General features: G+C 49.0%; 24 protein-coding genes and 1 pseudogene. 14 read left to right on the forward strand and 11 right to left on the reverse strand.

Translation table 11 applies throughout. The features are described 5' to 3' along the window. Window positions 1–60: 60 nt before the first annotated feature. The gene (locus tag QT397_11530; protein ID WNZ57928.1) at window positions 61–1,581 is read left to right on the forward strand and encodes an MFS transporter; all 1,521 of its coding nucleotides are present in this window, start codon (window positions 61–63) and stop codon (window positions 1,579–1,581) included. 205 nt (window positions 1,582–1,786) lie between these two features. Here QT397_11530 and QT397_11535 read toward each other — a convergent pair whose 3' ends face one another. After that, on the reverse strand, window positions 1,787–2,911 hold the full coding sequence (locus QT397_11535) for a M14-type cytosolic carboxypeptidase (GenBank protein WNZ57929.1): 1,125 nt from the start codon (window positions 2,909–2,911) through the stop codon (window positions 1,787–1,789). Window positions 2,912–3,418: 507 nt separating this feature from the next. Between QT397_11535 and QT397_11540 the strand changes: the two genes are divergently transcribed. Continuing rightward, window positions 3,419–3,898, forward strand: a complete 480-nt coding sequence (locus QT397_11540; GenBank protein WNZ57930.1) for a hypothetical protein — start codon at window positions 3,419–3,421, stop codon at window positions 3,896–3,898. 65 nt (window positions 3,899–3,963) lie between these two features. Here the strand turns inward: QT397_11540 and QT397_11545 are convergent, their stop codons facing one another. Beyond that, window positions 3,964–4,584, reverse strand: coding sequence for a LysE family translocator (locus QT397_11545; GenBank protein ID WNZ57931.1), 621 nt, complete (start codon window positions 4,582–4,584; stop codon window positions 3,964–3,966). Window positions 4,585–4,645: 61 nt separating this feature from the next. On the opposite strand from QT397_11545, the gene QT397_11550 reads away from it, so the two are divergent. Then, complete coding sequence (locus tag QT397_11550) at window positions 4,646–5,434, forward strand: TatD family hydrolase (protein WNZ57932.1); 789 nt, start codon at window positions 4,646–4,648, stop codon at window positions 5,432–5,434. Further along, window positions 5,431–7,089: an aminotransferase class V-fold PLP-dependent enzyme gene (locus QT397_11555; protein WNZ57933.1), complete on the forward strand. Its 1,659-nt coding sequence runs from the start codon at window positions 5,431–5,433 to the stop codon at window positions 7,087–7,089. The genes QT397_11550 and QT397_11555 overlap by 4 nt, the downstream gene beginning before the upstream one ends. 1 nt (window position 7,090) lies before the next feature. Here the strand turns inward: QT397_11555 and QT397_11560 are convergent, their stop codons facing one another. Beyond that, a complete protein-coding gene (locus QT397_11560) occupies window positions 7,091–8,287 on the reverse strand; it encodes an acyltransferase family protein (GenBank protein ID WNZ57934.1) in 1,197 nt (398 codons plus the stop codon). 138 nt (window positions 8,288–8,425) lie between these two features. On the opposite strand from QT397_11560, the gene QT397_11565 reads away from it, so the two are divergent. Next, window positions 8,426–9,310 carry a LytTR family DNA-binding domain-containing protein gene (locus QT397_11565; GenBank protein WNZ57935.1) on the forward strand — a complete coding sequence of 295 codons (885 nt, stop codon included), beginning with the start codon at window positions 8,426–8,428 and terminating at the stop codon, window positions 9,308–9,310. Here QT397_11565 and tcdA read toward each other — a convergent pair. The 4 genes from tcdA to QT397_11585 all read right to left on the reverse strand — a co-directional run bounded on the left by tcdA (window position 9,307) and on the right by QT397_11585 (window position 11,554). Beyond that, entirely contained in the window at window positions 9,307–10,107 is an 801-nt protein-coding gene (tcdA, locus tag QT397_11570) for a tRNA cyclic N6-threonylcarbamoyladenosine(37) synthase TcdA (protein WNZ57936.1), read from the reverse strand. The two genes, QT397_11565 and tcdA, sit on opposite strands and share 4 nt — an antisense overlap. Further along, on the reverse strand, window positions 10,094–10,543 hold the full coding sequence (locus QT397_11575) for a DCC1-like thiol-disulfide oxidoreductase family protein (protein ID WNZ57937.1): 450 nt from the start codon (window positions 10,541–10,543) through the stop codon (window positions 10,094–10,096). The genes tcdA and QT397_11575 overlap by 14 nt, the downstream gene beginning before the upstream one ends. Window positions 10,544–10,592: 49 nt before the next feature. After that, window positions 10,593–11,057 (reverse strand): peptidylprolyl isomerase, encoded by a 465-nt coding sequence (locus QT397_11580; GenBank protein ID WNZ57938.1) that lies wholly within the window; start codon window positions 11,055–11,057, stop codon window positions 10,593–10,595. A 284-nt stretch (window positions 11,058–11,341) separates the two neighbouring features. Further along, entirely contained in the window at window positions 11,342–11,554 is a 213-nt protein-coding gene (locus QT397_11585) for a hypothetical protein (protein ID WNZ57939.1), read from the reverse strand. 335 nt (window positions 11,555–11,889) lie between these two features. On the opposite strand from QT397_11585, the gene QT397_11590 reads away from it, so the two are divergent. From QT397_11590 to QT397_11605, 4 genes are all read left to right on the forward strand, one after another. Then, the gene (locus QT397_11590; protein WNZ57940.1) at window positions 11,890–12,312 is read left to right on the forward strand and encodes an HIT family protein; all 423 of its coding nucleotides are present in this window, start codon (window positions 11,890–11,892) and stop codon (window positions 12,310–12,312) included. 131 nt (window positions 12,313–12,443) lie between these two features. Then, window positions 12,444–13,253 carry a DUF2807 domain-containing protein gene (locus tag QT397_11595; protein ID WNZ57941.1) on the forward strand — a complete coding sequence of 270 codons (810 nt, stop codon included), beginning with the start codon at window positions 12,444–12,446 and terminating at the stop codon, window positions 13,251–13,253. A gap of 138 nt (window positions 13,254–13,391) precedes the next feature. After that, a complete protein-coding gene (locus tag QT397_11600; protein WNZ57942.1) occupies window positions 13,392–14,849 on the forward strand; it encodes a YcjX family protein in 1,458 nt (485 codons plus the stop codon). After that, window positions 14,846–15,970, forward strand: coding sequence for a TIGR01620 family protein (locus QT397_11605; GenBank protein ID WNZ57943.1), 1,125 nt, complete (start codon window positions 14,846–14,848; stop codon window positions 15,968–15,970). Before QT397_11600 ends, QT397_11605 begins: the two co-directional genes overlap by 4 nt. Before the next feature lie 78 nt (window positions 15,971–16,048). Here QT397_11605 and QT397_11610 read toward each other — a convergent pair whose 3' ends face one another. Continuing rightward, window positions 16,049–16,549 (reverse strand): hypothetical protein, encoded by a 501-nt coding sequence (locus QT397_11610; protein ID WNZ57944.1) that lies wholly within the window; start codon window positions 16,547–16,549, stop codon window positions 16,049–16,051. Window positions 16,550–16,790: 241 nt separating this feature from the next. On the opposite strand from QT397_11610, the gene gorA reads away from it, so the two are divergent. Beyond that, the gene (gorA, locus tag QT397_11615; GenBank protein WNZ57945.1) at window positions 16,791–18,149 is read left to right on the forward strand and encodes a glutathione-disulfide reductase; all 1,359 of its coding nucleotides are present in this window, start codon (window positions 16,791–16,793) and stop codon (window positions 18,147–18,149) included. A gap of 87 nt (window positions 18,150–18,236) precedes the next feature. Here the strand turns inward: gorA and QT397_11620 are convergent, their stop codons facing one another. Continuing rightward, window positions 18,237–18,593, reverse strand: coding sequence for an HPF/RaiA family ribosome-associated protein (locus QT397_11620; GenBank protein ID WNZ57946.1), 357 nt, complete (start codon window positions 18,591–18,593; stop codon window positions 18,237–18,239). Between the two features lie 538 nt (window positions 18,594–19,131). Between QT397_11620 and QT397_11625 the strand changes: the two genes are divergently transcribed. Together QT397_11625 and QT397_11630 are read left to right on the forward strand one after the other, a co-directional pair. Further along, window positions 19,132–19,890, forward strand: a complete 759-nt coding sequence (locus tag QT397_11625) for a hypothetical protein (GenBank protein WNZ57947.1) — start codon at window positions 19,132–19,134, stop codon at window positions 19,888–19,890. Then, window positions 19,848–20,060: a hypothetical protein gene (locus QT397_11630; GenBank protein WNZ57948.1), complete on the forward strand. Its 213-nt coding sequence runs from the start codon at window positions 19,848–19,850 to the stop codon at window positions 20,058–20,060. The genes QT397_11625 and QT397_11630 overlap by 43 nt, the downstream gene beginning before the upstream one ends. Before the next feature lie 117 nt (window positions 20,061–20,177). On the opposite strand, the gene thpR is transcribed toward QT397_11630, so the two are convergent. Continuing rightward, window positions 20,178–20,738 (reverse strand): RNA 2',3'-cyclic phosphodiesterase, encoded by a 561-nt coding sequence (gene thpR / locus QT397_11635; GenBank protein ID WNZ57949.1) that lies wholly within the window; start codon window positions 20,736–20,738, stop codon window positions 20,178–20,180. Window positions 20,739–20,884: 146 nt separating this feature from the next. On the opposite strand from thpR, the gene QT397_11640 reads away from it, so the two are divergent. Together QT397_11640 and QT397_11645 are read left to right on the forward strand one after the other, a co-directional pair. Beyond that, window positions 20,885–21,361 carry an Hsp20 family protein gene (locus QT397_11640; GenBank protein ID WNZ57950.1) on the forward strand — a complete coding sequence of 159 codons (477 nt, stop codon included), beginning with the start codon at window positions 20,885–20,887 and terminating at the stop codon, window positions 21,359–21,361. Between the two features lies 1 nt (window position 21,362). Next, window positions 21,363–22,015, forward strand: a pseudogene (locus QT397_11645) (class I SAM-dependent methyltransferase). On the opposite strand, the gene QT397_11650 reads toward QT397_11645, so the two are convergent. Then, window positions 21,995–22,981: a helix-turn-helix domain-containing protein gene (locus QT397_11650; GenBank protein ID WNZ57951.1), complete on the reverse strand. Its 987-nt coding sequence runs from the start codon at window positions 22,979–22,981 to the stop codon at window positions 21,995–21,997. The pseudogene QT397_11645 and the gene QT397_11650 sit on opposite strands and share 21 nt — an antisense overlap. Between the last annotated feature and the right edge of the window lie 24 nt (window positions 22,982–23,005).

The raw sequence follows: 23,005 nt of genomic DNA on the forward strand, positions 1-23,005 counted from the left end.
ATTATTCAGGGTCTTTCCTTGCTTTAATTAACAAGCTGTATAAGGGGAATTATGCGACTAATGAATAAGTGGGTTGTTTTGCTTGGCTCCTTTCCAGCCACCTTTATTTTGGGGTTGGACTACACCATTGTCAGTATTGCGCTGCCGACAATCCAGCAGAGTTTAGGTGCATCCTTTATTCAAACCCAGTGGGTTATGAATATATTTATGTTGATGCTATGTATCCTGATGGCCAGTATGGGGAGATTGGGGGATATTGTGGGCTCCCTGAAGATGCTCAATATTGGATGGGTATTACTTGCAGTTAGCTCCCTTTTCGCGGGATTGGCTGAGGATCCACTTTGGTTAATTGTCTGGCGGGCCTTTCAAGGTGTCTCCATTGCCATAATCGTGCCGAATAATATTGCTTTGCTGTCCCACACTTTTGTAGAAAAAGAAGCCGGATTTGCAATGGGATGGTGGATGTCGGTATTGGCTGTCGGCTTTGCTCTTGGTCCGGTATTGGGTGGGGTCCTATGTGAGTATTTGTCTTGGAGGTCGATCTTTTTTATTAATATCCCCTTTGTGTTGGTTAGTATGGTACTTGGTCTTTTTGTGATGCGGAGCCAGCAAAATTTAGATAAAGAAAAAAGTTATATTGACTGGCGTGGAATGATACTTCTTGCGCTTAGTGTGGGTTCGCTAGTGGTGTTAGTAGTTGAAGGGGCGCAAGTGGGTTGGTTGAGTTGGCCGATACTGTTGTTACTGGTTATTTCTATATTGAGTTTTATTGCCCTTTTTCGTGTTGAGCGAAAACTGGAGCAACCGTTGATCCATTTTGCCTATTTTAAGAATTTGCTATTTTCCGCTTGTATTTTAACCAATTTTAGTTTGTTGATATTTCTCATTTCTGCTTTCTTTTTATTACCATTTTATTTGCATATTGTGCGTCAGGATACAACGGTAATGTCCGGCTTGATTTTGCTCCCTATTACCTTGGTAATGGCTTTGGTATCTCCTGTGGCGGGCAGAATGGCGGCTAATTCCGCACCTGCGGCTCCAATCTTAATTGGTGTCATATGTATTTTGATTGCGGCAATCGTAATGACACAATTCTCAGTGGATACCAATTTTTCGACGCTTTTGCTGGCTTTTATACCTTTCGGTGTGGCTTGGGGATTTGTATTTAGTGCAACAGCCCCAATCGCTATTGGCGCTTTGCCGCCTAATAGTGCAGGTATAGCAACCGGAATGTTGTGGGGCATACAAAACATAGGCGCAGCACTTGGTTTGGCTGTAGTGGGTACTGTATTCCGGATAATGGAGAAACAGAGTTTGCTAAATCAATTGAAGGAAAGTGGGGTGCAGATTACCAGTGCACTGGAAAAATATATCGATGCATTGCTGATTAATCCTGAAAGGATTGAGCGTGGCGCAATGGGGGTGTCTGCTGCTCTGCACGGTCGCATCGCTAACATGTTTAATGAGGCTTTTGCCCAGGCTTTCCAGTCGGTGATGTGGGGGTTGGTTGTATTTACTTTTCTTTTGTTGGTTGCTGTAGCTGTATTATTGAAAAAATCACAGTGTAAGAAGGAAAGTTAGAAATGTTATTTTAATGGTCTCTGCAAGCTTTGAAATATAGAGGCTGTCCTGTGATTTTTGGCTCAAAAATATACGCCTACTCGGTTTTTATAAATCAATAATTACAATAAGAAAAGTCTCTCTAAAACTGGGCTGCCGTTTGAAACAGCCCAGCTCAAATTAATTTCTCTTGTTGGTAACGGTAATTTGGTTCACCGTATAGAGATTATTTGAGTGTTTTTAACACTTCGCGAATTGGGAAAAGAATATCGCGAGCGAGTTGTTGGCTTCGCGCCGGGGACCAACCTTCGATCAAGTCGGGCAGGTCATCATTGTCTTTAAACGGCATCTCCAATGTTAGAGCCAGGGTGCGGAATTGATGTCCAGCCCAGGCGGTACCAATTGTCAGATTTGCTTCGCCGGGTTTATCCAGCTCATATCCATGCTCCGTTTGGAAGTCGGGGCTGACGGCCTCATAAGCTTGCTTAAATGTCTCTTCCAGCTTGGCGTGGCGCTCGTCATAGCCGGGAATACCTTCACAAGCCGCAACAAAGTTATAGGGCAGGGCTTCATCACCATGAATATCCAGGAAGATATCCCCTCCTAGCTCCAACATTTTCTCCCTGACCAAAAAGACTTCCGGGCTTCGCTCCATTGTGGGGTTGAGCCACTCACGGTTCAGGTTGGCGCCCGCAGCGTTAGTGCGCAGATGCCCGCGAACGCTGCCGTCGGGGTTCATATTGGGTACTACATAAAATACGGTATCTGCCAGCAAGCTTTGCGCAGTAGGATTGGCATGGTCGAGCAAGGTTTCCAGGAAGCCCTCAACAAACCATTCCGCCATGGTCTCTCCTGGGTGTTGGCGGGCAATCATCCAAACACGATGTTTCGCGGTGTCGGCATTGCCAACCGTGAGCATGGTCATATCGCGCTCATCAAGGGTTTTACCGAGAGTTTGCAGTTTGACCAGGTCGTGGCTCTGCGCCCAAGCGAGCAGATCCAGGTGGCGTTCCCAGGAGTAGGGGGCGAAATAGGCGAGATAGATGCTGGGTTCATCCAGGGTTACAGTGAAGTCCAGAGTATTGCCGTCGTAGTTGGCGCCAATTCTGAACCAATTTTGACGATCGTATGAGGCACAGATGCGGTAGTTTTCCCAGCCTTCCGGGTAGGCGGATTTGCCGGCATTAACGATGCGCAAGGGATAGCTGGTGCCAATATCGCCTTCCAGACGAAAGTGAAACCATTGGTAGAAGTCAGAATTGTTGTCCTGACGGATTGCTAGCTCAATTGGATTGCTGTCGGTATTGATAACTTCGATATTGCCGCTGTCAAAGGCGCTGCTGATATACATGTAGAGAGCTCCACTCTTGTTCTTGGGCGCAGGATACAGCGGTAGGGGGAATTTTCCAGGAAGAAAGGTAGGGGATCTCGCCAATTTTGGGTGCGATAGGACGAAATCTCCTTTATTTAGTGAAATAGAAAAGCACGGTATCGATAAGGATACCGTGCTTTAGCCAATCCCTGGCGGCACCTGCTACGACTACTGCTCCCTGAAATTTCCGGTGTCGGACCCCAGGCGACTGCTTACTGCCCGGTCAGATCACAAGTGCGTCACTCCACACTGTCAGAAATTAGTAAATCTCCTTAACATCCCGCAGCAAGTGCTGGTTAAAGTTTAGGCAATCGAGCCTGCTTGATGTTGTACGAACGTTTCGATCGGCGTAAATTTGATGATCTTTTTGTCTCAGGGCTATCTGACGTGAATTTGTACAGATAGAGAATAGGTCCCATGGCATTAGTGGGAATAGAAAGAACAAGTAATAGCTCCGCATAGGGGGCTTTCGTGAGAGGTGACACCATGAATAGAGTGATTAAACGAAGTATCGTGGCATCCGCTGCGCTTGTAACAGTGATGAATCTGAGCGCCTGTGGCTATTTCCTGTACCCGGAGCGCAAAGGGCAGGCGGGTGGGCGAGTTGATCCTGCGGTCGTAATCTTGGACGGCGCAGGCCTGCTATTTGGCTTGCTGCCGGGCATAGTGGCTTTCGCTGTCGATATTACCAATGGCACCATTTATTTGCCGCCAGGGCATAGCTCGGTTTTTGATCGCCATTTAAGCAGTACTGACCAGGGGGCACCTGCGGAGGTTACAGACGAAGAGGGGCAGGTCTGGATCCGACTTCCGGTGGAGGGCGTCGATGAGAATACCCGACTAGAAGTACTCAGTGATCAGTTGTCAGGGATAACAGGGCAGCAAGTAGATGCTGAAGATATTGTTTGGTTACAGGACTCAGCCGAGCTTCGTGCAGTAAGCCGTTTCCAGGCTGCGTCTCGCTAGTTTTTCCCAGCTTTGAGCGCCTCGGGAGTTGAAGGCTCCCGAGCTTAAGCTGTAGAAGAGACCTTTCAGGTGGCTGCGCCAAAGGGGGTAAGCCCCTCGAGGGCCAAGGGGATAACGCTTGCAGCAAGCAACAATCCCATAGCAATGTTAAAGCTTCGCAAGTAGCGTGGTTCAGTCAGGAACCGTTTTAGCCCAACGCCAAAGAATAGCCAAATGGCAACGCAAGGCCCGCCAATGGTGATAAATGCCAGTGCAACCTTAACAACTCCCGACCATATTTCTGTGCCGGGACTGGTGAAAGCAGCCAGTGCTCCAGTGGCCATAATCCAGCCTTTGGGATTGATCCACTGAAAAGCCATCGCCTGGGTAAAGCTCAGGGGTTGGCTTGAATTTCCAGAACCCATTTCCCGGGTCGAACCAATTATCCATGCCAGGTAGAGTAAATAGGCAATGCCTGCCCAGCGAATAACTTCATGCAGAAAAGGGAAGTGATTGAAGGCGGTTCCCAGTCCCAAGCCAATGGCAACCACCATGGCGGGAAATCCCAGCCAAATTCCCAGTAGGTGAGGTGTTGAACTGTAGATGCCGTGATTGAGCCCTGAGGACATAATCATCAGGTTATTAGGGCCCGGTGTAATACTGGCTGAGAAAGCAAAAAGGGCGATTGGCAAAAGAGATTCAATCACAGGTGTACCAGAGGAAAAGGCGACTTCATGCTAATATGCGCGCGAATAATGGGTATCACAAGTGAAATTTATAGACAGCCATTGCCACTTTGATTTTGAGGCTTTTTCACTGGACCGGGATCAGGTGTGGCAAAGATGTCTCAATGCCGGAATAGATAGGGTCATTATCCCCGGCGTTTGCGAGGCTCAGTGGCAGTCGTTGGGCGCTCTGGTATCGGAACAGCCCGGTTGGATGATGGCTGCTGGTGTTCACCCTTGGTGGGTGAAGAAAATCCCGCAAGATTCCCGCTGGCGGGAAAATCTGATGGAGTTGGGAGTACGGCTTAGTGAGAGCCTTGAGAAATACTCATGTGTCGCTGTTGGAGAGTGTGGCTTGGATGCCTCTATCGGCACTGACTTGAATAAGCAGGAAGATATTCTCAAGCTTCATTTGGAGATTGCTAGTAACCATGAACTGCCGATTATTCTGCATGTTCACCGGGCCCACAATGAACTCCTGAGGCTGTTAAAGCAATTCAAGCTCCCGCGGGGAGGTGTGATCCACGCTTTCAGTGGCAGTGAGCAAATGGCGCAAGAGTACTGGAAGCGCGGCTTCTATCTGGGTATCGGTGGAACAATTACTTACCCACGGGCAGCGAAAACCCGACGGGCTGTGTCACGTGCGCCGCTGGAGAGTTTACTGCTTGAGTCGGACGCCCCGGATATGCCCCTTTCAGGTCAGCAGGGTATGCGTAATAGCCCTGAAAACCTTTCTAAAATTGCACAAGCACTGGCTGATTTGCGGGGAGTTTCCGTGCGGGAAATCGCCAATGCTACCTGTCGAAATACTGAGAAGTTATTTTCCCTATGAGTTTTTCCGCTGAATCATTCAGGCAGTCATTTCCCCTCTTTGATCAAGAGGAGAATAAGGAGTTGGTATACCTGGATAATGCTGCAACGACGCAGAAGCCAGAGGCAGTGATTAATGCTGTACGCGATTACTATGTGCACAGCAATGCCAATACGCACCGCTCCAGTCATCGTCTGGCGCGTAAAGCTACAGAAATGGTGGAGCGAGTGCGTCGCCAAGCGGCAAAGTTTGTTAATGCTGCCAGCACAAGGGAAATTGTATTTTGTCGCGGTGCTACTGAGGCATTGAATTTGTTGGCGCACAGCCTGTGTAGTGAGTTGCAGGCTGGGGATGAAATTGTCATCTCAACAGCGGAGCACCATGCAAATATTATCCCTTGGCAGATGGCGGCCAAGCGATTCAATTTGAGTTTGCGCTATGTACCCCATGTAGCGGGTGTCCCGGAATTTGATCGCCTGGGAGAAGTGCTGAATGAGCGCACAAGAATTGTATCCCTGACCGGCGGTTCCAACGCACTCGGATTGCGTCCGGACCTGGCTGCAGTGAGGCAATTGCTGCGCAGAAAGCACTTGATGTGGATTGTTGATGGCGCCCAGTTGGCAGCCCATGAAGTGATTGATGTGCAGAAAATTGGCTGTGATTTTTTTGTTTCCTCCGCACATAAGTTTTACGGCCCGTCAGGAATTGGTTTCTTATACGGTAGGGAAACACTTTTGGAATCTATGCCACCATGGCTGGGTGGTGGAGAAATGATCTCCGACGTTGAACTTGAAACGAGTCATTATGCAGGCTTGCCGCACAAATTTGAGGCAGGCACTTCTCCGCTGGCGGCAATAGCGGGTCTTGGAGCGGCACTGGAATTTCTTGAGCAGCAAGATAGGGTCGCAATAGCGGCGCATGAGCAGAAATTGGTGCGATGGATACATCGCGAACTGATAGCGTCCCCCAATTTTAGGGTTATCAGCCAAGTGCGCCACAATCTGGGTATTGTCTCTTTTGTGCCTATTCATGGTAGCGCTGCCGATTTAATGCACTGGCTGGACGAGCGCGATATTGCAGTGAGAGTAGGCCATCACTGTGCACAATTGTTAGGTAAAGAGAGCGGTGATTTGGTGACGGTCCGAGCCTCAGTCGCAGCCTACAATACCGATAGCGATATTCAGGCTTTTTTGCAGGCCCTGGAAGAGTATTGTGAGATCCAGAAGTCAATTGAGCCGGGGGCTAGTATTCAGCGTGATGAATGGGCCAGGGATGATTTCTCCTCGTTATTGCTGGAGAGTTTAGTTTCCCAGCGCAACTGGCAGGGACGTTATAGAGAATTAATGCTGTGGAGTAAAACTATTGCCCGAAAGCCCGAGATACGTACCGAGGAAAACCTGGTGCGGGGTTGTGAGTCCGCAGCTTGGTTAGCGCACCGGACAGAGGGTGGTAGGCACTATTTTGGATTGGAAAGCGACAGCCGGGTTGTAAAAGGCCTGGGTGCGTTATTACTTTCACAAATCGATGGCCGCACGGCTATTGAGATTCGAGAGAGAGATCTTTCTCTGTTATTTGCTGAGCTAGGACTCGGTAAGCACTTAAGTGAATCGCGCAGCAATGGTTTTTACGCATTGCTGCAACGTGCTTTGAATCTGGTGGAGCAGACCTCCCATTAACTTAACTGGAGCGGGGTATGGGGGCCTCCACCGCAATAGGCCTTATATTGGAAATAGGCTTTAAACCAAACAGCGGCCGTAAAACTGGATTTCTTCGGATGATAAATTCATATGAAGCCCAGCAGCCGAAAATAGTGATTAATAATACTAGCAAGGGCTCCAGGATGGGCCCCAGAGCGAGTTGCCCCAATTGATACACAGCGATTACGGTAATGGTTTGATGGAGGATATACCAGGGATAAACCGCTTCAGTGGCATAGGGTAACCAACGGAATTGCTTATTGAGAAATCGATAAGCGCAGGCTAAAACAGCCAGGAGCCATACCCATCGATTTGTATAGATAACAATAAAAAGCAGTATTTTCTGCGCGGGAATACTGTTATCAGGTAGTACTCGATCAAATAATAGATATAGGGCGAAAGTGAGGGGCGCTGCAATAATCAAGCGATTGCGCAGCCTTGCCAGTATTTCCCAGGGAGCGTTACTGCTGACCAGCAAGTAGCCGCAGAAGAAATAAGTAAAAAATCTGGCATGGGTGTACCAGTCGTCGACGACGGCATAGTTTATTCCACCAAAGCGCGGAAATAGGACCAGGCCGTACACCATCATAGGCACAAGCGGTAGAATTAGCAGTTGCCAAGATTTAATATTCTCCATGAATCGGCCCAGCCACCGTTGGTGTTTAAACCACAGGGCTAGAGGAATAAGGGCCAGGGTGTAGCATGCCAGATAGGGTAGATACCACAGGTGGTTCCAGGTCAGGCCAAACTCACTTCCAGCAAAGGCATTTTCTGGCCAGGGGCTGAACGAGAAGTACTTCAGCAGGAAAGATAAGTATCCAGGCTCAATAATGCCGTTGCTTAGCGCTTCATAGTAGGCCTGGGGTGGAACCACCACCAGCATTCCAAATGCCAGCGGAATCAATAGCTGCTTCATTCTTCTCAGTAAGTAACCCCCAGTGCCCAGCTTGTGGAAGAGAAAATAGCTGGCTGCACCTGAAATCAGGAACAACAACGGCATCCGCCACTGGTTAACCGCTAGCATTACCAGTTGTAGTGGCTCGCTTTGGTAGCTGCTTTTTACATGCCACCCCCATTCCGCGACATAGGCCATTCCCAGGTGGTAGAGAATAAGTAGGCCAAAGGCTAGTACACGAAGGGCGTCAATATCGTGGCGTCTCTGTGTTATTGAATGCATAGGTTTCGTCGTTCGAGGCTGTTTTAGTCGCTTGCTATGCTCCCGTTAGTATTTGCCATTAGCTATCCCAAAGTGCCGATTTGTAGGGTATTAGGGGCCAGTGGTGGTTTTTGGGGGTGAATCGGGGGTAGACTGCCGATGAATTTTTATACTGGTTCAGGAGCAATGACGGTTCAGCAGTATTTGACGCACCGGCGACAGTTTGAGGTGGGGTTCTGGGTGTTGTTTTTTGTCGGCCAGTGGCTTGTTCAGTTCGCTTTGGCATACTTTGATCACCGCCGCTGGGGTTCTATTTTTCAGCCATGGGAATTTCTGGTGTGGGAGGGAACCAGTATCCTAATGATCGCAATCTTATTTCCGTTGATATTGCTTCTTGATCATTATTTTCCCCTGCGTAAGGGGAGAGTTCGGCAGAACTTGGCCATACATTTATTTTTCACTTTGCCTTGGTCCTTGGTCCACGTTTCCGGCATGGTGTTTATGAGGACGGTCATTTACCACCTTAATGACGGTTCCTATAACTTTGGTAACTGGCCTGTAGAATTTTTCTATGAATATCTCAAAGATATTCAAACCTATGCCGCTCTTTTAAGCTCTGTTTATTTGTACCGCTTCTTATTGGTACGTTTACAGGGTGAGGCGCGCTTACTAGAAGAGCCAGATGAGGGAGATGCTGCTGAGCCAGTAGAAAGGCCGGAGCGTCTTCTGGTGAAAAAGCTGGGAAAAGAATTTCTGGTTAATGTGCAGGATATCGAATGGGTGGAAGCTGCTGGCAACTATGTCAATCTGCACCTGGGCGATAGAATTTACCCCCTGAGAGAGACTATGACCAAGTTACTGGAGCGTTTGGATCCAGGGTCATTCGCTCGCATCCACCGCTCCTATATTGTGCGCTTGGACTCTATTGCGGAGATTGAACCCCTGGAGAGCGGTGATGCGCGTATTCACTTGGTTGGCGGCCAGCTGATCCCGGTGAGCAGGCGCTACCGCGATCAGCTGAGGGCTCAATTAACCCCGGCTTAGTTTTTTGCCTGGAGAAGTCGCTCGATGGCCCGGTTGGCGGCCAAAAACCCAAAGGTGCCGGTAATCATAGTTGCCGCACCAAAGCCGCCACTGCAGTCTAATTTAACACCGTCCTGCATAGCGCTCTTCTGCTGGCATACTTGCCCATCTGGCTGCGGGTATACCATTGCTTCAGTGGAAAAGATCGCATCGATGCCAAACTGGCGCTTGCGACTCTTCTGGAAGTTGTGAAAGCGGTATAGATGTTGGCGGACTTTTGCCAGCATCGGATCATTAATTGTACGGCCGAGATCGGCGCACTCAATGCGATCGGGGGAGCGCTTACCTCCTGCGGAACCAACCGTTATCAAGCGTATTTTTCGGGCTTTACAGTAAGCGATCAGGGCGGCTTTTACCCGTGCGGAGTCTATTGCATCAATCACCACATCGATAGGGTGTATATCAGGATTGATCAGCTCTGAGAAATTGTCATTAGCGATAAAGTCCTCTTCCGTATGAACTGTAATCTCCGGGTTAATCTGCCGTAGGCGCTCTGCCATCACCTCGACCTTGATGTGGCCTACAGTATCGGCGAGTGCGTGGCTCTGACGATTGGTATTGGTGATGCAGACGTCATCCAAGTCTATTAGCGTCAACTGGCCAATGCCGCTTCGCGCCAAGGCCTCTGCGGTCCAGCTCCCTACGCCACCAATACCGATCACCAATATGTGAGCAGAGGATAAAATTTCGAGGGCCTTATCGCCATACAGGCGAGCAATGCCGCCAAATCGCTGTAAATACTGGTCAGACAAGCTCATCTGGGGTCTCTTCAGGTACATCTTCCAAAAACCGCTGTTTGTCAGCGTCACACGGCAATAGGCAACTTTCCCGTTGACCAAACCAGCGATAGCGGTTTCGAGCAACCAAGTCGTAGAGCCAATCCCTTGCCGGGCGGGGAATGTAGCGCAAAATGGCCAATAAACGCCAGGGTTGTGGTAGGCGGCTGGCAATTCTCAGTGCCGCTTCACTTTTGTAAAAGGATTGGTAAGTGCCACCATGTCGTTCCAGCAAAATCATGGTTTGGTAAGTGTCCAGCGGCAGGTTCAGCTGTTTAAGGAAGTGCTGGCCTGCATTGGACTGCACTCGGCACAGGGTAAAGCGCTGCTCTCTGTCGCGCTTGAGTATTAGTTGACTCCAGCTATTGCACAGGTTGCAGATGCTATCAAACAGGATGATGTTGTTTGGCAATGACATTGGGGAAGGGGGGAACGCCGCGCGGCTGGCGGCGTTTCATATCATGGGATCAGTGCACGTGGCCGTGATCAACTTCTTCGGCAGTCGCTTCGCGTACAGAAACAACTTCAATTTCGAAGTGCAGCTCAACGCCGGCGAGGGGGTGGTTGCCATTGATAGTGACTTCGTCGCCGTCGATGTCGATAATTTCGACTTCAATCGGGTGACCTTCGGTGCTCTCTGCACGGAATGCCATTCCTACAGATAACTCTTCAACACCACCAAAGGCACTGCGCGGCATGGTTTGGATCAGCTCCGGGTTTTGCTCGCCGTAACCGTCTTCTGGTGCGATTACCGCAGTAAATTTATCACCGGGTGCCTTTTCCAGCATCTCGCGCTCAAGCCCAGGAATGATATTACCAACCCCTTGCAGATATTTGAGCGGCTCTCCATTGGCTGAGGAGTCAATGACTGTTCCGTCAGCATCTTTCAGGGTGTAGTGGATCTCCACAACTGTGTGGTTGGCAATCTTCATGAATAATCTCTGATATAAAAGAGTATGTGAATGAGCGCTTACCGCTGCGCAATAAAACGGGGGGTAAAGGCTGTGAAGCGCAATTGTATTGACAGGGCGGGCGCGCCGCAACTTGTGCGTGCGCGCCGCTGATAAAGATTAGCAAGCGATTGACAGGTCCTGCTCACAACCTCCATAGAGATTGGTTACGATCGCAACCAGTTGTGTGCTGAAGTCAGGGCGATAGCCCAACTCCAATAGGCGACCCTCGAAATACTCCAGCATTGAATCGAATAGCTCTGGGTTTAACCCCTGGCTAAAAAACGGGCGCGACTACTCCGGTCTGGTTCCGGTGTAGATGACAACGCATGGCTCAAAAACTGAGCTTGACGACTTAATTGTTTGCGGAAATCACAAGTTTCGTAGGCTGAAAGGTGGTGGCTGAGAGCACCGTAAAATTCACTGACTGTACGGTTGACAAATTTAGCACCACCGACCTGATCCAACAGGCTTTCCATATCTCTCCCCCGGTGAGCAGTTGGCACTGATTTAAAGTTTATCCGCAGAGCCGAAAAAGTATTTTGGTAACGAGAAGCACAATGTGCATTGGCTCAATGGCGGTACAACATTAATTGGTGACGAGCCTAAGACATATTCTTTCAGTATGCCAACTTGGTTTAAGAAAATTGTCATTCTGTTCGACAGGTTGTCACATATTGGGGGTTTATTTCGCCAAAGAAGAAAATCTATGTTTGCGCAAGTATTTTCTAAGCCTTTACACTTTATTTTTTCTTCTTGGTGTTAGACTGCACGCTTGCACCAAATAATAAATTTCAACCTTTTGAGATAATTTATGGCAAGTATTTTTACTCAGATAATTAATGGCGATTTACCTGGCAATTTTATTTGGAGAGATGAAAAGGTCGTAGCTATTTTGACCATTTCACCCATTAAGGCTGGTCATTGTTTGGTCATCCCTGTTGAGGAAATTAATCATTGGGATGATGTTCCGGAGGAGCTGGCGAGTCATCTAATGCTGGTTGCGCAAAAGGTGGCGAAAGGGCTGAAAGCAACTTACTCACCGAAGCGAGTGGGCGTAATGATCGCTGGGATTGAAGTGCCACATACCCATATCCACCTGATACCCGTAGATGAATTGTCAGACTTTGACTTCTCTAAGCAAAAGCCTGCTTCTTCAGAGCAGTTGGCACATGAGGCGGAAAAGATTCGACAATCCCTAAAGGAGCTGGGCTTTAGCGAGGCGGAGTGCGGCTAGGTCGTTAAGATTGATTTTTTAGACTGCATGGTCATATGGTGTCCCCAAAATATTTGTGGGACACTGCATCCAAGTCCCCCGCTTACTGAGTCACATAGGTATGAACTGGTAATAACGATGAGATTCCTCTAATGATGATTTTGAAGAAGACACTCTTTGCCCCGCTGGTAGTAGTCCTCGCCACAGTCGCTGCGTTTTGCACTAATGCCCAGGCAGAAGAAATGGAAACTAAGCGTTTCGATATGGAAGGGTTCACTCAGGTGTCTCTCAAGGGAAGTTCTCACTTGAAGTTGATTCAGGGGGACAGTTTTGAAGTTGTCGCTGTCGGCCCTGTCAGCACAATGCCCTACGTCAAAGTTGAGGTGAAAGGGGAAAGGTTGGAGTTATCCGTTGAGGAAAACACCCAGAACCTTTTTGGATTTGTCACCATATCCCGAGGGCAGGGAGATGAAGTTAACTTCACCGTGACGATGCCTAAAATTGAGGCTCTTAAGGTGACTGGCTCTGGTGAGGCTAGATCTTCAAGTGTTGAGAGTGAAGGCCTAACTTTGGGGGTGACGGGCTCAGGAATGATCAATATCGACAAGGTCGCCGCAGAATCCTTGAAAGCGTATGTTACTGGTTCCGGTGATTTGTTCCTCAACAAGGCATTGACTGTCAAAGGGGAAGTAGCGGTGACAGGCTCTGGCGACATGAAGATAAGTACTATTACCGGTGAGAGTTTACTAGCGGAGATACAAGGTTCCGGCGATATGTTGGTTGGCGGGCGAGTCGCCGATGTGAACGTTCGCCTCATGGGTTCAGGAGATTTTATTGGCCGCAGTCTGCGCGCCGATACTGCCAGCGGTTCAATAATGGGATCGGGTGATATTGTCTTGAAACGGCCGGGAACTGACTCCTTCTCAGTGATGGGGTCGGGAGACGTAGCGCTGGTTGACTAAGTGGCGGCTCCTGAGCCCCCTTGCATCTAAGGCGTTCGGCCAGAGGGCTGTGCGCCTATTTCTTTTTGGGGGTATTCTTGAGCCTCCATCATCCTCTCTATCCCCATTTCTGGAAGTCAGCTTTATATGGAGCCCAAAGTGACAGAGTGTGTGTCGCTGGACCGCGAAGATTCTATGTCTCGCGAGAGTCAATCTCGCCCACATTTAAAAGAAAAACTACGGCGCTGGAGCCGAGAGGCCCAGGATAAATCCCACTGGGCCGCCGAGCGCTTGTTGGACCGACGCATCTGTATCGGTATCACTGGGCTCAGTGGTGCTGGCAAGTCCACGTTTCTCACCAGTCTGATATACCAACTCTGCAATCCGGAGAAGTCTCAATTACCTGGTTTTGCCCCTGCGCTCAATGGCGATCTGTTGGGGGCAGAGTTGAAGCCAGCGCTGGACTCTGGTTTGGCGCCATTTGACTATCAGACCTGCCTGTCGGCACTGATGGCTGAGCCACCTAGTTGGCCACAGAGTACTAGAGATGCTTCGGCTATGGAGTTACACATCCATTTACGCAGCCGGCGCCGTTTTCGGGGTAATGGTAGAAAGACGTTGGTAGTGGAGTTGCGTGACTACCCCGGGGAATGGTTGATGGACTTGCCGCTATTGCGTATGGATTACGCAGAGTGGTGTCGTCATCAAGCACACCTATTTTCTACAGATGCGCGATCAATGCTGGCCCCCCGGTTGATAGCTCAGCTGGCAGCACTGTCCCCCCAGGCGAATGCCAGTGAAGTAAATTTGGACGAATTATGGGGGGAATACCGAGCTTATCTCCTGAGTTGCCGAACCAAGTTGAATCTCAGTTATTTACAGCCTGGTAGAGCGCTGCTAGACGAGGAGGCGTACGGGGTAGTCCCACTCCTGGATTTGCGTGGTTTAGATGCTGGGCAGTTAGCTGCTTTGTCTGAGAGTAGTGTTTTTAAGGTTTTGCAGGCGCGTTACGAACGCTATGTGCGGGCGCAGGTAAAACCCTTTGTAGATAGCCATTTTCGACATATCGATCGACAACTGGTACTGGTAGATATGATTGGCACTCTATTTGCTGGTGAACAGTCCCTGGAAGATATGCGTCTGGCATTTGCTCATATTGCCGATACATTCCGCTATGGCGAATCGGGGTTTTTAAGCAAGCTATGGCGCCCAAAGGTTAATCGACTCCTTTTTGCTGCGACTAAAGTCGATCAGGTACTTGCTGCCGACCACGATGCTTTGAGGCAGCTTCTAGGCCAGCAGTTACAACAGACTTTCTCCGATGCCCGTCACCGGGGTTTGCCGGTATTTAGTGAGGCGATTGCCGCGGTTCGCTGCTCTAGAGAGGGGCAGAAGAATGGACGGAGAATGCTGATGGGTTATGACCTCGAAGGGCAGTATTTGGGTTTTGAGAATGCGGAAATTTTTGCCCAGGCGCCCTATGAAGAGCAGGGGTGGAGCCACTATGCGGGAGCTGCACCACCACAGCTGCGGCCTCCAGTGGGAATGCAGGAAGGACATATTCCACATATACGGGTGGATGCTCTTTTGAACCTTCTGTTGGGAGATAAGGTTTGATTAACAGTGATAAAAATACTGAGTACCGTCGCGAAACACGTATCGAGTCGCTAGATGAGCCTGGACAGGAGGTCCCGCACAGAGATGCGACGCGGGTGGAACCGCTTGCGGATGAGTCAGTGGAGATTCCTAGGTCAATAACCACTGGAGAGTCTCTTCCTGATCGGATTGCTTTCTCCGAGTTGCGCCTACCCACTTTCCGGTTTAAGTGGCTAAAGCCAGCAGTGCTCTCTGCGCTTGCAGTAGTGGTGGTCGTGGTCGGATGGGAGTTTTATGGACTTTATCAATGGGCGGTCGATAAACACTGGGGATTGGGACTTTTTGTGGCTGTTTTGATGGCGGGCTTCAGTGCAATCATTGGTAGTTCCGTGTGGGAGTTTTTCCGAGCGGGGCGCCCACTGAACAAGCTTGAAAAAACTCAGGCAATGGCTGCCGAGGCCCGAGACTGCCGCAGTCACCAAGAGGCGCAAGTATTCAGGCGCAATTTGCAGGAGCATTTTGCCGGTAAGCCCCAAGGTGTACTGCTCAATCGAGTTCTAGATGAGGCAGCTGACTATTACGATAGCAGTGAGTTGTTAGAGCATTTAGAGGTTACCTTCTTAAATGCCCTTGACCAAGAGGCTCTAAGGAGAGTCGTGCGCCACTCAACGAGCACTGGTGCACTGGTTGGGCTGAGCCCTTTTGCCAGTATCGATATTCTGGTTGCCCTGAGGCAGTCACTGCGAATGATTGATGATGTGGCGCAGATTTATGGTGTGCAGCCGTCTCTTGTGGTGCGATGGCGCTTGTTCAAGAGGGTTTTGTCTTTGGTCGCCTACACTGGCGCGAGTGAGTATGCGATCAGTGAAATGTGGCCGGAACTTGTTGGCGATAGCATGCTGAGCACAGTATCTGTGCGTTTGGGGCAGGGGGTCGGAGCCAGTCTGTTTGTTGCGCGTATCGGCTTGGCGACAATGCAAAGCTGTCGGCCAATCCCTTTTACTGAAAAGCAGCGCCCTCGCCTGAGATCAGTTATGGCCCGTATTGGTGGTGGCCTTAAAGAGAGGATGCCCGAGTTGTTTTCTATGGTTGGGCTTAGCTCGCGAAAGGAAGCAAAGGTTCGGAAGGCGGGTACCGAGTAGCTACTGGGATCGTAAGTCAATCTCTTGGGCTGACTATTTGATGTAAGGGGGCGAAAATCTGCCCCCTTTGTCAGCAACTTATTGAAACTGTTTTTTCATCAACATGCGGGTGTGATGTCGATCAACCAGCTGGGCCAGGGCTTCATAGCGGCGCTGTATGAAGGGGGCGGGGTTGTTATTTCCCGATTCATCCCGATATTCAACTCCAGACCGGACGTGTTGGAGCTCCTTGGCTAACTCTCTGATGGCGGTGAAGATCTTTTGTGTGTCGTCTTTGCTGTGAAATACTGAGCTTTTTGTGGTGTCTGTCAGGTAATCATCGCACTCGCTCAGCCAGTCCAACCTCTGTTCAAGAAACTGTATTGTATTGCGAATTCCCCCGGTGTATTCGGGGTTGAAGTTATGGTTGATATACTTGTCGAGGCTACGCATGCCCGAGCCGACAAATTGTTCAACCACATCGCCACAGTATTTTTCTGACAGATAGGATGGATGAGACTTTGCGCTGCTTAAATTGCTGATGAGCAGTAGAGAGGTAAGCAATAGGGCGCGCTGCATCACTGCATTTGGGTATTTCATATTATTGCCCATAGGTTTTGCTCTTATTAATGACTGTTATTTTATCCGCCTCAGGTTTTTTTGTTGTGCAATTTCCTCTGGCGGGCTGATATCTGTGACAGCAGTCACATGAATATCCAAAGCGAAGTCAAGTGTCAACGGTTATTAAGTAAGAATTGTCAGCTTGAGATGGTTGTTCACAGAAAACTTATTGTCGGGCTGTTTAAAAATTATTCGAAGCATAGCTGAGTGGGAGTTTATTTTGGCTGAGTATGATTTTGATCTGTTTGTTATTGGTGCCGGCTCTGGTGGCGTGCGTGCAAGTAGGATGGCTGCTGCACAAGGAATGAAGGTCGCTGTGGCTGAAGACCGCTATATGGGGGGGACCTGTGTAAATGTAGGTTGTGTTCCCAAAAAATTATTTGTTTATGCGAGTGGCTATTCCGCAGGCTTTTCTGATGCTCGAGCCTATGGCTGGAATAGCGCGGGAGTTGAGTTTGACTGGCCAACGCTGCGGGATAACAACGCAAAAGAAGTTGCTCGACTCAATGGGATTTATCGCAATTTGCTGGATAACTCTGGGGTGGAAACCCTAAATGGCAGAGCCAGCATCAAAGGTCCTCACAGTGTTGTTGTTAACGGCAAAGAAATTACTGCAGAGCGTATTTTGGTGGCGACAGGCGGATGGCCATTTATTCCGAATATTCCGGGACGGGAATTTGCGCTGACTTCCAATGAAGTTTTCTCAATGGAAAACTTTCCCAAGCGAGTTTTGGTTGTTGGTGGGGGTTATATTGCCGTCGAATTTGCAGGCATCTTTGCTGGTCTCGGCGCGAACGTGCACCTCTCTTATCGAAGAGATTTATTTTTGCGAGGATTCGATCGGGATATTCGCACTTTTGTTCGCGATGAGATGCAGAAGAAAAATATCGATCTAAAGTTTAACCACAACGTTGTTTCTATTGAGAAGCTTCAGGATGGCAGCTTGCTCGCTCATGCCGATGATGGTTCCAGTATTAATGTAGATATGGTGCTTTACGCTACTGGGCGCGTAGCAAATGTTGAAGGGTTGGGGCTAGAGGAGCAGGGTGTTGTCTTGCACAAGGATGGCACAATCTCTGTGGACGATAATTTTAGAACTAGTGTGCAGTCAATCTATGCACTGGGAGATGTAACGGGTGAGCCTCAGCTTACTCCTGTTGCCTTGGCGGAGGCTATGGCCTTGGTTAAGCATTGGCGCACTGGAGAGACGGCTGAAATTGACTATAACAACATTCCTACAGCGGTATTCTGTCAACCGAATATCGGAACTGTGGGGTTGTCCGAAGAAGAGGCGCGGGGCTCTGGACTCGACGTCACTATTTATAAGTCGGAATTCAGACCAATGCGTCACACTGTGAGTGGGAATACAGAGCGGACATTGATGAAGCTGGTTGTAGATGCGTCCAACGACAAGGTGATTGGCGTGCATATGGTTGGCGATGACGCAGGGGAGATTATTCAGGGGATGGCCGTAGCACTTAAGGCAGGAGCTACCAAAAGCACCTTTGATTCAACGATTGGAATTCACCCCACCGCTGCTGAGGAGTTTGTAACTATGAGAACTCCAGTTGCAGGTTAGGTGCTGTTGTTACGCTGTAGATATAAGTTGCAGTTGTGAATAATGAAAAAGGCGGCATTTTGCCGCCTTTTTTGTGACTCCCAGTTTTTAGCTGGGTTCTTCTACAACCTCTTGTAGGGCTTGGTGCCGCCGTGTTTTCTTGCGTTCACTACGCTCTTTCAAGCAGCGCTCGGCGGAGGCGAATGTGTCGTTTACCGCTCGGTGTATGGATTCGTTCTCACTACTAATAGTCACGGGATTGCCACTAATCGCAAGCTCTAGTGATGCCTTGAAGTGTCTGCCTTTAGTTTTGTGTTGATGGGGAGCTTCGAGGACTACGCGACTATGTATGATGTCGCCACAATAACGTTCCAGCTTGTTTAACTTCTTGGATACGGTAGTCGCCAGGGCGGCTGACTTGTCGATGTCGCGGAACACAATGTTATCGTTAGGCGCTGATTTCATGGGCACATACCTCCGGTTAAAAGAAACCATGCAGGCCGCTGTTGCGGTTTGCTGTAAAGAAGGTAGGGCGCCCTAGTGGGAGGGTTCGAGGCTGCAGTTGAAGCGCCGAGCTGCCGGAATCGCAACGATTGTTTGCTGACAAAGCAGCTTAGGGTGTTTTACGTCCGGGTCGGGTTTCCGCTGAGTTCAGCGATCTTCTCCCTGGTATCCATAATGCTTCCGCCAAAAAAAAATCAAGCGCTATCGCAGAAAAATTTCATATAAATTTTGGAGTGGTGTCACTGTGGTGACTCAATATTGTGGATTTGAAGGTTTATTGATCAGCTAGTTGGCTCAGGTGAACGCAAGGTCATTGCTCATAGCTTGCTCCCTGCGTAAAATTGACCATATTGCGCAGTAGCTTCACTCTGTCGTAGATTCAGAGTCGCTGCGCTTCCAAAACACGAAACACATCAATTCGAGAAATGGGTTCACGACGATGGCGGTAAAGCGGTGTTGCTCGCTCCTTTTGGCGGGCTTAGTAGTTATGGGTGGGGCAGTGGCACAAGCACAGACGCCCCTCACGGCGGAGAAGAACCGTCTTGCGCGATTGGAGCAGTCTCTTGAAAATAGGAGTGTTGGGCTCGAGGATGTCGAAAATGAGCTGCTCTCCTATGAATATAAGCTCGAGCAGGCCCAGAAATCTCTCGATGACCTGCGCTTGGAATACGAAGCGAGTCGCCAGGAGCTCAATCAAGCGACCCGGGCTCATGAGTCAACCCCCAATTCAGATACTGAGCGTCGCCTGAAGAAGGCTAAGCATGCCTTCGCTATGGCGGAGAGAGGTGTCGATAGCCGTTCACGTCGTCTCGAGTTTATTAAAGAAAATCATCAGCAGCTTCAACAAAAACTGGCTGAAGAGAAACAGGCAATTGCTGATGCCAAAGCTAAGATTTCTGCCCAGCAGGATAAAATTAGCAAGATGGTTGAGGATATGCTGGCAAAGGCTGAAGCATCCGAGAGAAGGGCGGCTATGGCGCGAGCTGCTGCTACTAATGAGAAACCAAAGCCCCCGCAAATTAAAGCTCAGGTCGAGCCGCCAAAGCGCGAGGAGCCCGCAAAAGTGGAAGCCGTTGCTAAACGTGAGATCGATGCCGACTTATTCGATTATGTAAAGCGGGAAACAGCACGTCTGAGTGATCTCCTGGCTGACGAAGAAGGTAACGATAGAAAAACGTTCCGGGATCTTGAGTTGCGGCCAATTGGGGGGAAAGAGTGCCCTTTGAGTTTTTGGGGGAAAATCAATATCGCTTGGTAACTACCGTTGAGTCAGGTCGCCAAACTTATAAAATTAACACTTGGAAATTCCGCCGTACAATTCCGGCTGAGGATGATGGGGCTCGCTATGTCTTTATTTTTGATGCGCGTCGTCTGTCTCGACCAAGATTGGTTATGTATCCGGAGTATGTGCTGTCAGAGTTGAATTAATTGTTCAGTGAACAAGTAAATAAAAAAGCGAGCCTTAGGCTCGCTTTTTTGCTTTTGGGGTTCCAGAAAATAGATTTTACCAATGGGGGGAGTTTTACCGCGACTGTAGAATAGTTGTTAATAGGGGGTGTAAAGGCTTCCAGCCGGGCTTGGTTGACTTTGGTAGAGAGTAATATTGTTAATTGTTATTGGGTGTTCTAGGTCGACTGGAGAAAATCCGTGAAATTGTTTCCTGTTTCTGCACAGGGTGATATGTGGGCGATAGCACCGATTTTCTGTCGGTATCGATAGGCTCTCTGCGAGGCGTTTGACGGACATATGCAAGGTCGCCAATTGTTTGGTGACTGTGATTTCTGCGGCGATTAGATGAGCATCATTGCCTGGGAAGGTATCAAGTTTAAATAGGCGAGTTTTCGTCTCAGTTGTGTTTCGAGCGATTGAGGTCAGGCCGGTTTTTAGCGGCGGTATTGTTTTTATTGGAACCTGGCCTAAAAAACAAAGAGTGATATGACGATTCTTGCAGGCTATCCAGTGGGCGCTGGCTAAAGATGGGACGCTTAGTTTGTTCGTGATGAGGCTCGCTAAGTAATTCAAAAATTCTTGTGTTGTTTTATCCAGCTGGATGCCAATAAAGATTCGACAAGTGGGCTCTTTAGGTTTTTTGTAATTTTTTGGCATAAAATTTATCTGTCACCCTTGAATAAGAAACCTCTGCCCATATCTCTGTAGTACAGGTGGTAGCTTCAATGAAAAGTGCCTCTGAATAGAGTCCGGTCATTTGACGGACGTGGTTTTAAATATTGCTCTGAATTGAGGATATGATAATGCGTAATTTTGATTTCTCTCCACTTTATCGCTCTGCAATTGGTTTTGACCGTATGGCCAGTCTGCTCGATGCAATGACCACAAGCGAGCAAAAGCAGCCTTCCTACCCCCCTTACGATATAGAGCTGACTGGTGAGGATAGCTACAGAATTTCCATGGCTGTCGCTGGCTTTGAGCAGTCTGAACTCGATATTCATGTGGAGCAAAATCGTTTAGTGATTAGCGGTACTAAGCCAGAAAGTAATAGCCAGGGAAATTATTTACACAGGGGTATCGCCGCAAGAAATTTTGAGCGACGCTTTCAGCTTGCCGATCACGTGAAAGTGACCGATGCAAAACTGGCTAATGGGTTGTTGCATATAGAATTGGTACGCGAAATACCCGAAGCGATGAAACCACGAAAAATTTCGATTACAGAAGGTAATGTGCTGCAGCACAGAGAGAATGAGACTAAGTCCACTGCCGCAGTAGCGTAAGTTGTCACTTCATTGCCCGCTGTGCCGCCAAAGTGCGGTACAGCTTTACCATCAGGATAAATTCCGCAGTTATCATCAGTGTGATAACTGCGCGCTCGTTTTTGTGCCGCAGCAATACCATCTGACACCTGAAAAAGAGAGAGCTTATTACGACCTCCATGAGAATTCGATGGAGGATGACGGTTACCATCAATTTCTTAGTCGTTGCGCGCAGCCGTTACTGAAAGAGTTGAATGGAGCCTGTCATGGCCTGGACTTTGGTTGTGGCCCGGCGCCTTTATTGGCCAGAATTATGGCGGAGAGTGGGCACCGGGTGGACCTGTATGATCACTTTTACATACCGGCCAGAAAGGCGCTGCATAGGAGCTACGATTTTATTGTCGCTACAGAAGTGATCGAACATCTTGTGAGGCCGGGAGAGGAGCTTGAAAACCTTTGGCAAAGGCTTCGCACGGGGGGGTTATGGCCCTGATGACGAAACTGGTTATTTCTGCAGAGCGCTTCGCCAATTGGCACTACATCAGAGACCCTACACATATTTGCTTCTTTAGCGTGAAGACATTTGAATGGTTGGCTCGGTCACTCGGTGCCGAGCTCCAGTTTGTTCACAGCGATGTTATTTTTCTAAGAAAATTAAGTATTGACCCTGAATAGCTTGGCTCGCACCGTGGTGCGGTATTCACTTGGAGTTGTTGCCAGGAATTTTTTAAATAGCGCTGTGAAATGCCCCATATCCTGGTAACCAACTTTTTCAGCAATTTCATTGACCGATAAATTGCTTGATTGTAAAAGTTCGCGCGCCATGTCAACCCTGACATTTTGCAAATACTGCAGCGGTGTCTGTCCTGTAGCAAGTTTGAATCGGCGATTGAACGATCGCACACTCATATCGAAAAGTTGTGCCACTTCGCTAAGGCGTACCTCGGTATTACAATGTTCTTTGAGCCAGGCCTGGGCTTGAACGATATCTTCGTCTGGGTGTAGGTGAACAGATCCTTCTGAGTAGGCTATCTCTTCAAATGGGCGGCGAATTTCGTGAGAGAAATTGCGCTCCACATGACTGGCGATGGCCGGTCCATACAGTTGACGGATCATATGAACCGTTACGTCGGCGAGGGCATTGACGCTGGCCGCACAGAAAAGTTTGTCTGCCTGGGTAATAAAATACTGACGTTTTAACTTTACCTCTGGATAGTCTGAGCTAAATTGATCAAAATAATGCCAGTGGGTGGTTGCAGGTTTTCCGTTAAGGAGGCCCGCTTCGGCCAAAAAGCAAACTCCGGTACCCACAGCACTAATTGCAGCTCCTTGTTTTTCCTGTTGGCGCAGCCATTCCAATATTTTTCCGCCTCGCTTAAGGGCGGGGCGGGGGTTGCGCCACATGGTCGGGATGTAGATTAGGTCGCTATCTGGTGCATCGCTAAGAGCGACGTCCGGTTGAAGGGTAAACCCGCAGCGGGTATTTACTGGTGCCCCATCCAAACTGGCGGTCACCAGTTTTAGGCTGCCCTTGATGCCCTCAACCCTGGCGCGACTCTCCGCACCGCGGAGCATCTCAAGTGGGAGAACGGTACCGGTTGCCAGCATCTGGTCGATAAGTAGAAAAGTTACTGTTCGCATTACACATCTATGCGCACTTGCGCT

This window comes from Microbulbifer sp. MKSA007 (assembly GCA_032615215.1).
Lineage (GTDB): Bacteria > Pseudomonadota > Gammaproteobacteria > Pseudomonadales > Cellvibrionaceae > Microbulbifer.

Excerpts from the sequence above, each read along its gene's own strand:
- QT397_11620 (WNZ57946.1), bottom strand. The coding sequence starts at position 18,593 with ATGAAATCAGCGCCTAACGATAACATTGTGTTCCGCGACATCGACAAG.
- QT397_11610 (WNZ57944.1), bottom strand. The coding sequence starts at position 16,549 with ATGAAATACCCAAATGCAGTGATGCAGCGCGCCCTATTGCTTACCTCT.
- QT397_11575 (WNZ57937.1), bottom strand. The coding sequence starts at position 10,543 with ATGTCATTGCCAAACAACATCATCCTGTTTGATAGCATCTGCAACCTG.
- QT397_11650 (WNZ57951.1), bottom strand. The coding sequence starts at position 22,981 with ATGCGAACAGTAACTTTTCTACTTATCGACCAGATGCTGGCAACCGGT.
- QT397_11595 (WNZ57941.1), top strand. The coding sequence starts at position 12,444 with ATGATGATTTTGAAGAAGACACTCTTTGCCCCGCTGGTAGTAGTCCTC.
- QT397_11560 (WNZ57934.1), bottom strand. The coding sequence starts at position 8,287 with ATGCATTCAATAACACAGAGACGCCACGATATTGACGCCCTTCGTGTA.
- tcdA (WNZ57936.1), bottom strand. The coding sequence starts at position 10,107 with ATGAGCTTGTCTGACCAGTATTTACAGCGATTTGGCGGCATTGCTCGC.
- thpR (WNZ57949.1), bottom strand. The coding sequence starts at position 20,738 with ATGCCAAAAAATTACAAAAAACCTAAAGAGCCCACTTGTCGAATCTTT.
- QT397_11555 (WNZ57933.1), top strand. The coding sequence starts at position 5,431 with ATGAGTTTTTCCGCTGAATCATTCAGGCAGTCATTTCCCCTCTTTGAT.
- QT397_11565 (WNZ57935.1), top strand. The coding sequence starts at position 8,426 with ATGAATTTTTATACTGGTTCAGGAGCAATGACGGTTCAGCAGTATTTG.
- QT397_11530 (WNZ57928.1), top strand. The coding sequence starts at position 61 with ATGAATAAGTGGGTTGTTTTGCTTGGCTCCTTTCCAGCCACCTTTATT.
- QT397_11585 (WNZ57939.1), bottom strand. The coding sequence starts at position 11,554 with ATGGAAAGCCTGTTGGATCAGGTCGGTGGTGCTAAATTTGTCAACCGT.
- QT397_11590 (WNZ57940.1), top strand. The coding sequence starts at position 11,890 with ATGGCAAGTATTTTTACTCAGATAATTAATGGCGATTTACCTGGCAAT.
- QT397_11535 (WNZ57929.1), bottom strand. The coding sequence starts at position 2,911 with ATGTATATCAGCAGCGCCTTTGACAGCGGCAATATCGAAGTTATCAAT.
- QT397_11640 (WNZ57950.1), top strand. The coding sequence starts at position 20,885 with ATGCGTAATTTTGATTTCTCTCCACTTTATCGCTCTGCAATTGGTTTT.
- QT397_11580 (WNZ57938.1), bottom strand. The coding sequence starts at position 11,057 with ATGAAGATTGCCAACCACACAGTTGTGGAGATCCACTACACCCTGAAA.
- QT397_11540 (WNZ57930.1), top strand. The coding sequence starts at position 3,419 with ATGAATAGAGTGATTAAACGAAGTATCGTGGCATCCGCTGCGCTTGTA.